General features: G+C 29.8%; 9 protein-coding genes and 1 tRNA gene. 4 read left to right on the forward strand and 6 right to left on the reverse strand.

Translation table 11 applies throughout. The features are described from left to right. Nucleotides 1-186: 186 nt before the first annotated feature. The 5 genes from DRF75_RS02345 to DRF75_RS02370 all read right to left on the reverse strand — a co-directional run bounded on the left by DRF75_RS02345 (nucleotide 187) and on the right by DRF75_RS02370 (nucleotide 3,085). Nucleotides 187-582: a hypothetical protein gene (locus tag DRF75_RS02345; RefSeq protein WP_235424738.1), complete on the reverse strand. Its 396-nt coding sequence runs from the start codon at nucleotides 580-582 to the stop codon at nucleotides 187-189. Nucleotides 583-723: 141 nt separating this feature from the next. Next, nucleotides 724-1,314, reverse strand: a complete 591-nt coding sequence (locus tag DRF75_RS02350) for a hypothetical protein (RefSeq protein ID WP_045171504.1) — start codon at nucleotides 1,312-1,314, stop codon at nucleotides 724-726. A 49-nt stretch (nucleotides 1,315-1,363) separates the two neighbouring features. Beyond that, nucleotides 1,364-1,753 carry a phage tail tube protein gene (locus tag DRF75_RS02355; RefSeq protein ID WP_045171505.1) on the reverse strand — a complete coding sequence of 130 codons (390 nt, stop codon included), beginning with the start codon at nucleotides 1,751-1,753 and terminating at the stop codon, nucleotides 1,364-1,366. A 378-nt stretch (nucleotides 1,754-2,131) separates the two neighbouring features. Beyond that, a complete protein-coding gene (locus DRF75_RS02365; RefSeq protein ID WP_045171507.1) occupies nucleotides 2,132-2,686 on the reverse strand; it encodes a head-tail connector protein in 555 nt (184 codons plus the stop codon). Nucleotides 2,687-2,734: 48 nt separating this feature from the next. Further along, nucleotides 2,735-3,085, reverse strand: a complete 351-nt coding sequence (locus tag DRF75_RS02370; protein ID WP_129992596.1) for an ECH_0659 family protein — start codon at nucleotides 3,083-3,085, stop codon at nucleotides 2,735-2,737. Between the two features lie 405 nt (nucleotides 3,086-3,490). Here DRF75_RS02370 and DRF75_RS02375 point away from each other — a divergent pair. Together DRF75_RS02375 and ykgO are read left to right on the forward strand one after the other, a co-directional pair. Beyond that, nucleotides 3,491-3,581, forward strand: a tRNA-Ser gene (locus DRF75_RS02375). A 47-nt stretch (nucleotides 3,582-3,628) separates the two neighbouring features. Continuing rightward, nucleotides 3,629-3,757: a type B 50S ribosomal protein L36 gene (ykgO, locus tag DRF75_RS02380; RefSeq protein WP_011155077.1), complete on the forward strand. Its 129-nt coding sequence runs from the start codon at nucleotides 3,629-3,631 to the stop codon at nucleotides 3,755-3,757. A gap of 463 nt (nucleotides 3,758-4,220) precedes the next feature. On the opposite strand, the gene DRF75_RS02385 is transcribed toward ykgO, so the two are convergent. Next, complete coding sequence (locus tag DRF75_RS02385; RefSeq protein ID WP_045171509.1) at nucleotides 4,221-5,123, reverse strand: RNA polymerase factor sigma-32; 903 nt, start codon at nucleotides 5,121-5,123, stop codon at nucleotides 4,221-4,223. Between the two features lie 100 nt (nucleotides 5,124-5,223). Between DRF75_RS02385 and DRF75_RS02390 the strand changes: the two genes are divergently transcribed. Next, nucleotides 5,224-5,817, forward strand: coding sequence for an HPF/RaiA family ribosome-associated protein (locus DRF75_RS02390; protein ID WP_045171510.1), 594 nt, complete (start codon nucleotides 5,224-5,226; stop codon nucleotides 5,815-5,817). 222 nt (nucleotides 5,818-6,039) lie between these two features. Next, nucleotides 6,040-16,045, forward strand: a 10,006-nt coding sequence (locus DRF75_RS02395) for an ankyrin repeat domain-containing protein (protein WP_205745104.1), incomplete at its 3' end; no start/stop codon positions are given.

A 16,045-nucleotide genomic window follows, 5' to 3' on the forward strand; every position in this document is an offset into this window, starting at 1 on the left:
TGTGTTGAAATGCTTTATCAGTAATTTTTCTGCTTGGTTTATTGTTGTTGTCTTTTGAATTTCTGTAATTTTTTTTGTGTATTATGTATTGTGAATTTTTTATTATGCAGTTTTTGATAATTAGGTCAGCACTTAATACACATGAAGGCATTGGTACTATAAGATTAAATAGAAAATTAAGTAATTTTAAAAATGTACTTTTTGATTTACGTTTATTTCTATTTTTTTTTTTACTTTATGACTTCTACCAAATTTTCTTGCTCCTCTCATGTTTGAATCCACAGTTTGTCCAGGTCGTTGTACTGGATCCATTTCATGAGCTATGGTTGACATTAATAAAGTTCTTATTTCTTTTTTTATTTCCTTTTTTATATGGGTTGATAAATTATTTTTTTTATGTTCTTTACATAATTTTTTTTTAATGCTTATTGTGTTAATCTTTTTAGATATTTTTTTTGTTTTATATAAATATTTTTTTATTTTAATTAATTTTTTATATGCATATAATAATTCTTTGATATTCTCTGATCTATCAATATGATGGTATATTGCTTTAACTTTTAATTTATGTGGAAGAAGCATGTTTTATATTGATACATTAGATGCATCATAAATATTAATATATTCATATAAATCTTTTATTAATTCAGATGTCACATTTTTATTTTTATATTATCTTTAAGTATTTTAATTATATTAGTAATTATATAATGTTGATTCGTTTTATCTACTTCTGCTTTGTTGATTATCTTCTTGGGATATTAAATTAGGTAAATGTGATTGTTGTTCTGGGTTTATATGAATCTCTTTTTGGAAATCAAGTTGTTGATTTTCAGATTTCTCATTTGTAATTGCTACTTCTAATATAAGTTTTATTTGATTTAAAATCATTTTAAATAATGCTGTTGTTACCATTGATAGATCTTTTGCTGCTGATCTACCAAATCTTTTTGAATCTTTTTTGTTTGATTGAACAGTTTCTCCTGCTCGTTGTACAGGATCCATCTTGTGTGCAATTACTGACATAAGAATGTTAAGTTTTAATTTTATCTGATTTTTAATCTCTTCTGTGTCTTTATTGTTGTCATCATTTTCTAATATTAATGCATTATTTTCTTGTTCAATTTCAAGCTCTTGTTTCTCTATTTTTTCTTCTTCTTTTGGTGCTTCATGTTTAACTTCAGAAAAAGCATTTAGTAAAGATTCATCTTGTGCTATCTTTAGTAAAGCAATAATTTCTTTATTGATCTTACAAAGTTTATGATAGTTATTACAACTATCTATTATCTTGTATATTTGTTGTTGTTGTAACACTGTAACTATTTTAATACATATTAATATATTAAAATATAAATTAATTGTATTAATAATTATTAAAAATTACTTTTTCAGAGCTTACTAAAACTGTATTGAAATTGTCAAAATTACTTGATTCATAGTATCTTTCATAAAGTTCAATAGTGCATTTTGCGGATATTGTTTCTTTTTCATTGATAATTATTTTTAATTCAATAGTGTTGTTATTAAAAGAAAATTGTTGTAAAAGCTGATTTGCAGGTGAGTAATCTACAATACCTTGTATTTTAAAAATTACGTATTTGTTGCCTGAATTTTCTAAAGCACTTTTCCATCCTAATAAGTGAATATTTTTAATATACTCGTTTTTATTATGTAAACTAATTCGTAAGCTTTTTATATTATTTAAGGAAAAAAAAGAATTATTATAATCCTTAATTTGTAATTGTATTGACATGTGTTTTTTCTGCTAAGATGGTAAAATTTAATAATGCATATATAATATCGTTATTCTGATGTATGTTGTGCGTGTATTCTGGGATAATCTTATACTTAAGATCATTTGTATTAGATTTGTAATGTGCTAGTAAATTAGTAATTATAGTTAGTGTTTTATTTAGTGTACCAAAGTGGTAGCAGTAGATTTTACATGATAGTTGTATTTTTGACATATTATTATTAAATGCATTGAGTGTCTTTAAGTTACTTATGTATATGTGTACATATGGTAGTGATACTTTATTAGGTATAATGTCATATATGTTACTTACAATACTCATGAGATGATTATTTGATTTTAGTAATTTTATAATTGAGTTGAGAATTATTATTTCTGTCATAAAACTAACTTTAGTTCACGAAAAGGGGAGTATATGTTTTTTATGAAGGTTAGGTTGTTAATGTTTTCTGATTCTCTATTTTTATATGATATGGCAACGTGATGCAGTATACCATGTTTAATTTGTGCTGGTATTGATGTATTGTCTGTATAACCTGCTTCATATACAATTTCTATTTTGTTACCATGAGTTTGTTTATTAAATGAAATATATGATTGTATTGTATCAACGTAATAATATTTTTGATTTATCAGTTCTTCTGTTCCATTTGTGTGTGTTATTTTTACATGGTTGACTTTTATTATTGGATTAAATAGAAGTTGTATTTTCCCAGGTATATATCCACTACAGGAAATTTCCCATGTTTGTTTCATTAACGATTTTTCTATATACCATTGTGCATATTCAGATGCCATAGTGATTAGGTTGTTAATTAATGTGTCATCCTGATTGTTGTTAATACGTAGGAAAGATTTTACTTCTGATAATGTAATAGGTAGAGATGTTGGTACAGTTTTGCGTGTAATACACAACATAGAACTTTCTAGCATGTGACTCCATTGTTATATAGACCGCTTTTTTTTGTTGTTGAGATTTTATTAAAAAACTAAATTTTCTAGTATACTGAAAGAAATTTTGTTAAATATTTTAGCAATAATATCTTTTTCCTGTTGATTTAAACTTTGTAAACTACTAGGGTTTAATAACTGTTCAATAAGATATTTATTGAGTTTTTGAGAGTTGTTAGAATATATTTTTTTTATTAATGATATTAGCTCTTGTTCTAGAGAATGTTGAAAATTCATTAAAAAATTAGATGTTATATCTTCCATTTTATTTTCGAATTTTATTTGGTATTTTGTCATTATGTCATCAATTGTATAAGAGAATTCATCTAATTTTTTTTGTTGGATGAAAGCTTTTTCTTTGTTGCTAAAGTTTCCTGTCATAATAATATTACTCTTATGTTTGATGTATTATATATTCTTGATTTGGTATATAGGAAGCAGTTTGTTTTGTGTTTTTTTTAATATTTTACTATAGACATAACATTAACACGTTCTCTAGTACATAATATTATTAACTTTGCTTTCAAGGTAGGAAAAAACAGGTACTGGAACATTATTTAGTATACTATAACTGTATCTAAATCTGATAATACATGTGCAGAATTTATAAATAATACTTTTCTTCAGCAATATTGTCAGAATTTTTATTTTAGTAATGTTAAAATTATTTATAAGATGTACTTGAGAATGTTAATTTATTGTTAGAATTTTATTGAAATTTGCTTGGCAAGTTTTATAATACGTTACGCCCTGCATTTTTATAGATAACTTTGTAAAATGTTAACGGGAGAGGTGGCCGAGAGGCTGAAGGCGACGGTTTGCTAAACCGTTATACGACTAAATCGTATCGAGGGTTCGAATCCCTCTCTCTCCGCCAAAGTGTAGTGCACAATTTTATTGTTGATATATAGGTATAGGAGAAAGATGAAAGTTATTGGATCACTTAAATCTGCAAAGATAAGGGATAAAGATTGCAGAGTTGTACGCAGGAAGGGACGTATTTATGTAATCAATAAAAAAAATCCAAGATTTAAAGCAAGACAAGGATACTAGTTTTAAGTATCTTAATTATATTCTATAAAAATTATTTTTTCTTCTAGGTATGTGTAGTATTTGTCTTTTTATATCTAGTGCTTTGTATTATCTTTTTTTATTGTTACTTAATTTACATTAAAGTAAAGGTTGTTTTAGTTGATGTATTCATAGTTAGCTCTTTATTTTAATAATGTGAAAAATGTATATGTTATAATCTTGTGTTATGCAATCTGATAAAACTTGCTTTTAATGTGTGTATTATATACTTTATTTAATGTTTATGTGAAATGTAATAGAGTACTACTAAATAACTTATCTTTTTAAAAATTTCTTTCTTTACTAGTTGAGTTTACAGTTTAAATAATGAAATACCTAATAATGTTTTGTTACATTATCGTAATAATAGGCTTTTTACTCATTAATACAGAAATGTCTAACAATCTATTTGAATTTTTAAAGACTTACTGTGTAATGCTTTATCTTATATAAATAATAATCCAAGTTCTTCCTTTTTAAGCATGATAAAATTTTTCACTTTAGTGAAAGCATGCATTTCTATTTGTCTCACCCTCTCCTTTGATATCTTGTATTCTTGGCTTAATACATCTAAAGTATCTGGATTTTCTGTCAATCTTCTTCTTATAAATATGTCTCGATACCTTTCATTTAATGTTGATAAAGCCTGTGTTATAAGTGTTTCTTTTAGACTTGCTTCTTCATTTAACAGATATATGTCTTCTTGGTTTGGTGTATCACATTTAATAATTTCTTGTAATTCTACTCCTTTTTGGTTGTCACTGGAAAATACTACTTCATTTAATGACCTATCCCTGTAAGTAAAATACCTATTCATTTGTTCTACTTCTTGTTCAGAGATAGAGCATTCATTTGCGATTAGTTTTATATCTTCTTGCGTGATGTTATTATATTTAAAAAGTTTTTGTTTAATTTTCCTTAGGCTAAAAAATAATTTCCTTTGTGCTTGTGTTGTGCCGATTTTAATGCATGACCAAGATTTAAGTATGTAGTCTTTAATATAAGCTTTGATCCACCATATTGCATAAGTAGACAACCTAAAACCGAGTGTAGGATTAAATTTTTTTACAGCTTGCATCAATCCTATATTTCCTTCCATTATTAACTCTATAAGTGGTAACCCATAATTTTTGAAACTTGATGCGATTTTTACTACTAGTCTTAAATGGCTAGTGACTAGCCTATGAGCATCTTCAACAGTACCGTTTTCATACCAATTTTTTGCTAATCTATCTTCTTCTTCAGGAGATAGGATTGGAAATGTGTGTACCTCATTCATGTAAGACATTAAGTTGTCTTGAGTTAAAGAAAATATAGAATTTGTTAACATATTAATACATGAAACCATACTACAACCACCACATTATATCAAAGTGATATGATGATGTATAGTAAATTTTTAGTGTTTTAGCATATTATTTGTTAGTATAGTTTGTTAAGGTATGATTATGAAGATAATGATTACTACTAGAGGTTTTGATGTTACTGATAATATTAAGACTTATGTTGAAAAGTCAGTTAAGGATTACATAACAAAGTTTTTTGCAGATGATTCAACAGTGAATGTAAAAGTAACTTTATCTAAAGATGCAAATTTATTTAATTCTACAATAAGTATTAGTGATATCAAAAGCGAATTTATTAGAATTTCTAAAACTTCAGATACAGCATATCATGCAATAGATAATTCTATAGATTACTTGCGTGGTAAATTACAGAAACATAAGACTGAAAAGATTAATAAATATCGTCATAATAAAAATTCTGTAAAGGCACAGATGAAATGTTTTGGGTACGTATTTGATAGTAATGAAATAGACAATTATAATGTTGATAACAGTGATGGTTCTGGATTAGTTATAGAGGAAGATGTGGTGGTAAAAACTATGACTATTGGTGATGCAATTATGGAGATGGAATTGTTATCTTTACCAGCTCTTTTGTTTATTAATGTAAAAAATAATAGAGTGAATATGATATACACTAATAGTAGTGGTAATGTAGTGTGGATAGATCCGCTTAATATATCTGCTATTAAATAGTAGTATTATGTGATTTTGTAGTGTATGATTAATCATAAGAAATTAATATCTTTATTAATATGGTAAGATATGTTTTTATATTTATTAAATAAAATTGCTAATAATGTAAGACTGGTGTATAATTATTTAAAAAGTTAATCTTTTTATTAATACTATAATAATTTATTTAGTTTTAAATGTATGATTAATAATGTTTTAGAAATGTTTTAGGTTGGAAAAAGTATGAAAGATTATAGTTCATTACACGATGCTGTTAAATCTGGAGATTTATTAAAGGTCAAAAAATTCCTTGACTCTGCAAATAGTGCTAGTAAAGGTCGTGCATTGCATAGTAGTGTAGATGGTACAAATGGCATATTACAATACATAATAAAAATGTATAAGGACACGAATGACCATAAATACATTGAAATGTTTGATTTAATCCTGAGGCATTGTAATAGTGATATAATAAACAGCCAAGATGTTGGTAAAAATTTTCCATTACTTATGGCTGCAAAGGCTGGATATGTTTTTTTAAATAAATTTCAAAAACACAATTTAAGTCGTAGATCAAAGTTGTCACAAGAAGTTGATTGGGGTGTTGTTGATGTACGCGGTCGTAATGTTTTATTTAATGCTATACTTTCTAATGATCATGAATGTTGTGATATAGTTTTTAATCAGAAAAGTGCAGATCAGTATGTTCATTCTGTAGAAAATGATGGTAGTAATATACTACATTGTCTTTTTGGGAATTATGCTGCTGAACCTGGTCAAAGAGAAGTAGTCAATCTCGTAATCAATAAGTTAAAGTCATTATACGTAGATGGTAATAAAAAGTCATCAAAAGTAACATGGCTTGATCGTTTGTTATTGCAAAATAACAGGTTTGGTGAAACTCCGCTGCATTTGCTTGTTCAATCTGATTTAGTTGATGATTTAAAACATGATATTGATTTTAGAGAAATATTAAGTAAAGGTGATCTACTACAACGTACTAAGAGTGATGATACTGTAATTAGTTTAGCAATAAAACATAGTAATTATGTTGTACTCGAAGTGTTATTAGGAAGTAGTCCTAAGGAATATTTAGAAGGAGTGCGTAATAGGAAAGATCTGATTAATAAATGTAAATCAGATCAAGTTACAGAATGTATGGAGTGGTTGTTGAAATGCCAGAAGGATATATCAAAACTAGCATCAGAAGAATACACTATTAGTAATGAATTATACGATAATTTTTTAAAAGCGTGCTTAGAACGATTAAAAAGCAATGAAGAACGCAAAAATAGGTTAATATCTAAAGTGAGAATGGCGCAATTTAAATTGGATGAATTGAAGATAAATGCTGAAGCAGGGGGATTAAGTAATGTAAATACAGAGGATCTTGAAAAAGAGATTCGTGATTGTAAAGCTGCAATACAAATGTTAGGTGATAGTTCAAATAATATAGCAATTGTACAAAAGAAGATAAATTCAGTTGTAGATTTGAATCATGAGTTAAAGGCTATAGTGTCGAATTTTAGTAAAGTAATCAGTGAAGTCAAAGAACCGTTAAATCGTGTTATGTTAGCTGAAATGGAACAAAGATGTAAAGAATTATTACAAAAATATGAAGATAAGAAAATATGTAATGAAGAACTATTAAGCAGTCTAGGTGTTGTGAAATTGCGGATGAGTTCACAAGTATTACAAGATATGAAAGAGAAATCTGCAGCTTCGCAAAAAATTATACAGCAATGTTTAAATCAAATATCAAAAATGCGTGAGATATTACCGCATGAAGCGGTAACACGGTCATTTGATGAAAAATTAGAAGATTTAGAAAAAGATTGTGATGAATTAATGGCTGAAGATCGGTTGTTGGTTAAAAAACATAAAGATTTAAAAATTAAAGAAGTATTAGAAGGGCAATTGTTATTACGGAGTAAAATATCAGATGAATTGACTGTGTTACAGGATAAACAACAAACAAGTCAGGTTCGTGAGAAAATAAGTCTATTGAATAAGCAGTTGGAATGTGTACATGAAATACTGGATTTGACAAACTCTATGTCTAGCATGAGAAGTCAGATAGAAAGTATAAAAAAAGAATCTTTAGAATTAGATAAAAAAGAACAATTAGCGAAAGTGGAACTTTCAGGGATGTCATTGACAAGAGAGTTAAGAAACTTAGTAGCATATAGAATTGCATTAATACAGTCACAAACATCACTAGAAGAGAGTATTATCAGAGACATAATGAAACAAAGGAGAATAGCAGGTGGTCTATCATTAGAGTATGGATTACGAGCACCAATACCAGTTTGTGAAATGTTGATTGATGATTTAGATTTAGGGAGAATACAAAGTAATAGAGTACATTTGCTAGAAAAGAACAAATTAAGGTTGCAAGTATTAGAAAGAATGGTGTCGGATGCTGAAATTGTTGTATCAAAAAATTTATTAAGTGAACAATTAAAAGAACAACAGAACAGGCTAAAGCAAGTAGAAAATGATAGAAGAATACTGCAACAGACAATAAGAAATAAGCAAGAATCTGGTAAGGTAGGAGGATTATCATCAGAATTAAGTTTAGAGATACAACAGCTGAAGCAATCAGAAGAGAATTTAGGAAAAAGGATTAACATAATAAAAGCAGCTATAGATGCGTTAAAAACTGAAATAGAAAAAAGTAATATACAGCAAGAAATACAAGAGCTGAAGTATGCATTGTTTGAAAACTTAACTGATAGTAATTTTTCTATGCTTTTGCATTGTAAAGAAATGTTTGGTAGTTATTCAACAAGTGATACAGAGCTAATTTCTAGAGTAATTAAAGGGTATAAGAGATTTTCTGATGTGGAAAGTGCAGATAAATATTACGCCATTTGTGTTCAATTAGGTGTTGATATTGGTACGATAAGACATGCAGTTGAGTCTCGCAATGTTAATTTGCTTTCAGCTGTTATTGATGAAGAAAATCCTGACGTTAAAAATCTTGGAGATGGAATAATTAAGATAAGGGATGTCGATTTTTTATTGAGTGTACTGACTGATGTGAAATGTGCATTTGATGCGATATTGTATTATGTAGAGCAGGAAGGTTTAACTTATATGCATCCTGAGCTTGTTATTGCAATGTTGATATCACAGCCAAATTCAATAAGGTTACACGACATATTAGCTAATAGTGGTGACTTGTTTGATCGTGTTCTTGAAGAATCTTCATTTGAGCAGCTTAGTGAATTATCTAGACTTATGCGTGGTGCTTTATCTACGCAGCTGCAGTACGATAATGTAGTTATACTGAAAAATAAAATTGTAGATTTTGCTTTTAAGTGTATTAGTAATGGGGGTGTAGATAAACTAAAATCTTTAATTGATGGCAATCCAACTCTTGTATATTCTGAAAAAGATGGAAAAAATTTATTAGAAGTTGCGTCAGATTTATCAAGGCAAGATTTAGTAAGGTATATAATTTCAGTACATAAGAAGCTTATAGTGCAGGCTAAACAAGATTATGCTCAAGATCGAAGTGTAATTAATACTTTTAAAATGTCTTTTAATAATATTTCAAGAATTGATTCTGGGTATGTTATAGGTATTTTAAAAGAGAACAAAGATTTTATTGATAGTCTTGATAAATCAGTAAGGGATGAGTTAATATCCGATATATTCAATAATTCTGTAGTATGTGGTAATGCTGAACTTTCAGAATATTGTACTCGAGCTTATCCTGCATTGGTAGAACAAAATAAAAAGGTTAAGCTCGATCCTGCACAGCTATATGGAGCTAGGAGTAAAATAAGAGATACATCAGCTGTTGATTCAGCTAGGAGAGGTGGTATTGATTCTGGTACTGTTGCTCCTCTGAAAATTACAGTTAATGAATTTGGTGCTTTATCACAATATGTAGCAGCAGTAGCAGATGGTGATGTTGAGAAATTTAAAAGAGAGATTCTTGATACTTTTAGTAGTAATCCAAGTAATTATGCAAAACGAAGTCACGGACATTTAGGGCATAGTATATTTACTTTAATGGCAGCGTTTGGAAACCCTAAGCAGTGGGATAAGTTAGAGAATGGATATAATAATATAAAGAATGAAAGGAAAACAAAGGATGCATTTTCTAGTATTAAGAGTCCATTAAATGGAAATAGGATGGCTACTGTATGTAGCCCTCTACAAGCTGCTGTTATTAGAAATAACGTACACATGATTCAGCATTTTCTTAAAAAGATTGATCCTCAGGAATTGAAAGAAGCATATGGTGACAGTCATCAGAATATTTTTCATACTTGTATATTATCACAGCAGCCTGACTTAACTGCACATATTATGCGTGATAAGAGATTTCCATTAGATGTGTTAGTCAGTGCATTTCTTCAACCTGATGAGAAAGGTATTACTCCTTTTGCTATGGCGCTTCAGCAAGGATACAAAAAAATTTGTATGGACTTTATTGATAGAGTTGAGAATTCTAAAACGCAAGTAAGAAATTTAATGACTAATGAAGTTTTTATAAAAAATGTTATTGACAGTAAAGATAGTGATTTACTGGAAAGATTGTTTAAGTTGAAATACTATGCTACTGAGTCCAAATCTGATAAATATACTATTAATTTAAAAAGGCATAGAATAGTAGGACATAGCTTGTTCGCTTATGCTTGTAAGCAGAATGATGAAAATTTTGTAAAGTGTTTAACTAAGTATTATACAGAGCAAGAGTTATTAGATGAATTAACAGGTATTATTGATAGCAAATTAGATGTTAACATTAAAATCCTAGAAACAATTTTATCAGCTATAGTTGCTGAAACTACTGATCCTAATTTGTTAAATAAAATTTTTAATAAAGTGATAAGTAGTCCTACGGCATTTGAAGCTTTTATTAGTCTTAATCCTGAATCATATAATAGAATACTTGAAGAGAATTTTAGTATTGATAGAGTTATTGAATTAAATAATCCAATTTTGTTAAAAGGTTTAATTAGAAGCGGAAGAGAAGTATTTAAGTTAAGAAGTGGGAAAGCACTTTCTGATTTAGGATTAGCTGTTTGTTTCAATGATTTATTAGATGTATGTCATGATTATTTAAGAGATAATCCTGAAGAAATACTACATGGGAGTGTACTGCCTCATGGTGCAATATTGTCTAATCATGTTGAATTGTTAAAACAACTTATAGAAAAAGATGGTAATTTGTTGATAAAACAATATGATGTGAAATTATCACCATATAAGGAAATTGCTGCACAATTAAAAAAGAATTATGGATGTGAATTTCGTTCTTCTGAAACAATATATGATTTTGCAGTAAGGGAAGGTGCTGATGTTGAAGTAATAAATTGTATTAAAGATGCTCTATTAAAACAGTACAGTCAGCTTTTAAATGAAGCAAAGCTTAAGAAAGTGGATGGATGTCTGTTACGTGTAGTTTTAAGTAATGCAGATGAAGTTTATAAGAAATATCCAGATTTGTATGGTTATGTAATTGAACAATTTAATGTAGAAAACTTTATACGTTCTGCTCATCCTAAGAAAGATAATATATTTCACTCGGTTGATAAAGAAAATGTTGCGTTTTTAAGTGAGATAGTTGCAAAAGTTTATAAGCATGCAGTAGAAACAGGTAATAAGAAAAAGCTTAGTGCACTTGTTAATCAGGTTAGAGATTCTGATGGATTGTCTTTTTTTCAATATGCTGCACTTCATGGTGATTATAGGATTTATCAGAGGATTAAACCATGTGGGGATATAGCATCAAAAACAGCAAATGGAGCTAATATAGTTCATCTGTGTGCTCAAAGTGCAATGAAAGATGATGAAGGTATTTTTGAAATTCAAAATTTGTTAAAAGAAAATGGAAAATTAGCAGAGGTTTCAGATAAGAAAGGAAGAGGGTTATTAGATTATGCTGCTAGTAGTAGAGTACCAGATTTTAGACTGCGTGAGGAAATCTTTGAATTTGTATTATCTCGAAGGGTAGATAAAAGTATTACAAGGTTACCACAAAAAAGTTATGATGCACGGGTGATGGGAGCTATTTTTGCGAGTAGAAATGTACAACTTAGACATGTATTATTGAAAAGACTTGTTTCTGAGGAAAGAGTTGGTGAGACTGCACTAAGTAAAATTTTGTTGAATGTAATAAAGAACACTAGTGATCCTGTTGAAAAAGCAAGGTTATTAGCTTATCAAGCTAAGCTTGAGGAGTATAAAGATATTTTATCATCTGGTGAATCTCAAACTGCAGGACGTGAATCTCCATCAAGTGCGTTTCCTCAAACTGTTCGGTCAGCAGTACCTCAGAGTGAGGCGGCATCAGTGACTGAATTACCTGAAGATGAAGGGAGAGTTGAGTTGGATTCTCCAACGGCTATGACGAGGACGTCTACTCAAGTTGGTCAGTCAGATGTACCTCAAAGTGATGCGACATCGGAGCCATTAACTAGATTACCTGAGGATGAAGAGAGCGTTGCATTAGGTTTTCCGACAACTATGACAGGAACTGCTGGTCAAGCTGTTCAGTCAGCAGCATATCAAAGTGATAGTGAAATGTCAGATGAAGAACCTGTTTTGAAAACATCTACTCAAGTTGTTCAAGCAGAAGTACATCAGAGTGATGAGACATTAGATCCATTAATTACGCTACCTGATGAAGAAGAAGATAATATGCCATCATTGTCATCTCAGGTTGTGATGCCTTTTGATAGTGATGATGATTATTCAGTAGATGAGCGATCACATCTGACAGGTGATCATGAAAGAACTGTTGATTCTCAAGGTTCAAAACAACTGGGTGCATTTAGTGATGAAGAAGATCTATCAGATGATTTATTACCGGAAAGTGAAATTATTGTTAGCAGCAGTAAGAAAGCAATATTGGATAGTCAAAGTGAAATAGAATCTTTGATTCGAAGTGGAGATACTTCTAGGTGTATTAGGGCAATTAATAGTGCTCCTAGTGCATTAGTATTTCAACACAAGACTCTATCAAGTGATCTATCTATTATTGAACGTGCTTTTTTACGTGGTGATATTAATTTGATAGAATCTTGTATGAATTCTGGCAGGAAATTAAATCCAAATGTTACTGATGGTGAAGGAAATAACATGTTGCATCAGTTTGTAGGATACTTTGAACGTGATCCAAAAATGTTGCTTAATGTAGAATTACGACACCTATTCTTGAGACTGTGCATGGATTATGGTTTTGATATTAATCATAAAAATAATGAAGGTCGTAAAGTATTTGATAGATTGAGTGATTTAGTAAAGGGGTTAAATGATTCAGAAGTTGATCTTGAAAGTAGTGGTATTGATGAGTTTATGAGCTCATTATTGGCTCATTCTAGAATGAGTGATCAAGAAGAAAAAAATCTTGCTGCTGCACAAAATAACTTTTTTGCACGTGATTCTGTTTATAGTCTTAGTAATTTAGTTGAGAATTCTGGAATTTTACAGAATAGATTCAGTAATGTATTTTATGATGTTTGTGAACGTATTTTATCTGAAGAAGCGAGTAAATATAAGGATGTTGCTGATACAAATTATTCAAGGTTAAATAAAATATTAAATGATAAATGTCTTAGAAAGACTTTAGCTAATACAGATGGTGATGGCAATAATGTTTTACAGAAATTGTGTCAAGATATTGCTTCTGGGAAAATCAATGCTCGTAATGACAAAGTATTAAAACTTTTTGAGACAATTATATCTGCTTTGAAAGACAAAGATAAAGAATTACTAGAAGATTTATTATTTAATAATAGAAATTCAAGACTTGAAAATTGCATAGAAGCTATACCACGTATTCCTTGTGCTGATGTTCTATTTAAGAAACTAGAAGAGTTGTTAGGAAAGAAGAGAATAGCAGAGTTGTGTGATTTTAATTCTATGTTGGTAAATTGTGCTGAGTCTGGTAATGGTACGTTATATGATTACCTGCGCACTAATTATGCAGTTATTGGTATAAATAACGTAGATATACATGGTAATTCGTCACTATGTAAAGCTGTTATTACTGGGTCACAAGATGCTGTTAGAGCAGTATTGTCAACTGGAACTAACATTAATAGGAAAGATAAAAATGGTAATACACCTTTACATGCATTGTTAATTTTTATGATGTCTAACCCTGAACTTGTCAGAGAGCAACATGTTGCACTTGTGAAATTCTTGGCATCTCGTGGAGCTTTACTTAATACAAAAAATAAGATGAGTATTTCTCCAATTATGCTTGCAGAATCTATTGATAATGAGGGGAAACTTGCTGAAAAATTTGCGAATCAGAAAGTTAGTGTTTTAGAATCTTTAATAGCTGGTAAAGAAGAATATTTAGGTATTAAATCCAAATGTGAATCTGAGTTAAAGCCTTTTGTAAAATTAGGAAAAGGCATGAAATACGAAGATGTACGTGCTGATATAGTAGGTGGTGTCTTGTCTGCTGATATGTGTAGTGCTAAATTGCGTATAGGTCAGTTATTGAATGGTGATTTTTGTAAAACACATGGATTAAATACGGTAAAATTTAATTTTTCTAATGAAAATAGGGGTTATGTACAAAGTGTTGGGAAAAAGAAGAATTATGTTGTTACTGAAGGATTTGTAAAACTTAAATTGTATTGGACTCCTATTGTGCCAAAAGGAGCTAAAGAGCAAGTAGTCAATGTTATTGTGAAATCTGACGGTACTATATCACTATCTGATAAAGATATAGAAAAATATGGTGCTCGTGCTGAAGGGATAAATTTCAACCGCTGCATAACTTATGTTGGTGGGATAAGGTTAGAAGATGCTTTAAAGAGTGGTAGGTGGCGTGATAAAGAATCACCTTCTAAGGCTCAAAAACGTGCAGCAGCATCATCACACTCTAAGGATGATAGGCCTGATCATGGACATGCTGGGCAAGTTCAAAGAGATATTCAACAAGATAAAGATGTTGTATCAGTTCCAAAGCATCAACCATCAAGGTTATTGGATAGAGGTGATACACGTGATCATGGTAGTCGTCCTGTTAGTGAATCTGAATCTCAATTGAGTAGAACGCACGCAGATGGTGATATTCCAACGTTACAAGGTACTCGTACCAGTCCAAGTAGTGGAGTAATGCATGCAAGTACTGATCATAGTAGAACAGCAGCAGCAGTTTCTGATAGTATGTTTCCTGGTGAGCAACGTACATCTTCAATAGATGGTAGGTCACATGAGAGTCAAAAAGTAAAAAATTTAAGGTCATTATTAGATTTAGTGGGTGAGTTATGTCCACAAGGATTGAAAATTCAAATTTTAAATGCTAGAAGTACTATAGATAGATTAGAGGGCAGAATTTATGAATATATAGGTGTTAATGATCAAGAAGATATTGCACGTATTGTAGAAGTTATGGCTGATACTTATTACTTATTATTAGGGTATCATCAATCAATGGTGAAGATGTTATATAATGGAAATGCTGATAGAGATCTTCTAGAGTTATGTGTTAAAGAATATCAAACTAATTTACAAGAATTATACTTACAAGGTGTTAATATATGTGCTGCAGAATTTCTTCCAGAATGTAAGAGTATAATTTGTGAAGTCTGTAAATATGAATTTGATAAATATGAATTTATGTTTAAAATGCTAGCATTAGGGAAATTATCTGCTAAAGTTGTTAGTTTTCATAATGATTTGGAACATAGGTTTTATATTGTTGGTTTGTTAGGACCATTCAGCAGTGCGTTAGGGGCTCATAGTGAAGTTTTAAAAGAAGTTTTGGAAAAAGATGGTAATTTAAAAGATCAGAGTGAGCTAGTTAAAACATACCAAGATGATTTAAAGAAATTATTAGAACTATCTATTGATTTATATGAATTAAGAGAGTTAGAAGGATTAGAAATTTTACACGAACATAGAGATTTAATATATAGAATATGTAGTAATGCAATTGAACAATATATACGTTTAATTAATGATGAACAATTGAATGCATTACCGCGAGAAATAAATTATTTGCATGGTGAATTGACCCAAAAATTTCATGAATTGGATAATATGTTTTCCATTGATAGACAACAGGTGGCATCTCAAGGAGAGCTCACTCGCTCTGATGTTGCTCAAGAGGGTGTAATACCAAAACAACGTGTTGTGCAAAGTAGAGATGATAGCCAATCTAGTGATAGTGAGGAATACGATAGCGATGATGAAAGTGATGCTAGTAGTGATAAAGGAGAAAAAATACCAGTTGGTATAGCACCTGCTGTTGAACAAGTTGTACCTT

This window comes from Ehrlichia minasensis (assembly GCF_004181775.1).
GTDB classification, from domain to species: domain Bacteria; phylum Pseudomonadota; class Alphaproteobacteria; order Rickettsiales; family Anaplasmataceae; genus Ehrlichia; species Ehrlichia minasensis.

Bases quoted from the DNA above. Each gene is read 5' to 3' on its own strand.
- DRF75_RS02370 (WP_129992596.1), bottom strand. From the start codon at position 3,085: ATGACAGGAAACTTTAGCAACAAAGAAAAAGCTTTCATCCAACAAAAA.
- ykgO (WP_011155077.1), top strand. From the start codon at position 3,629: ATGAAAGTTATTGGATCACTTAAATCTGCAAAGATAAGGGATAAAGAT.
- DRF75_RS02365 (WP_045171507.1), bottom strand. From the start codon at position 2,686: ATGCTAGAAAGTTCTATGTTGTGTATTACACGCAAAACTGTACCAACA.
- DRF75_RS02390 (WP_045171510.1), top strand. From the start codon at position 5,224: ATGAAGATAATGATTACTACTAGAGGTTTTGATGTTACTGATAATATT.
- DRF75_RS02345 (WP_235424738.1), bottom strand. From the start codon at position 582: ATGCTTCTTCCACATAAATTAAAAGTTAAAGCAATATACCATCATATT.
- DRF75_RS02385 (WP_045171509.1), bottom strand. From the start codon at position 5,123: ATGGTTTCATGTATTAATATGTTAACAAATTCTATATTTTCTTTAACT.
- DRF75_RS02355 (WP_045171505.1), bottom strand. From the start codon at position 1,753: ATGTCAATACAATTACAAATTAAGGATTATAATAATTCTTTTTTTTCC.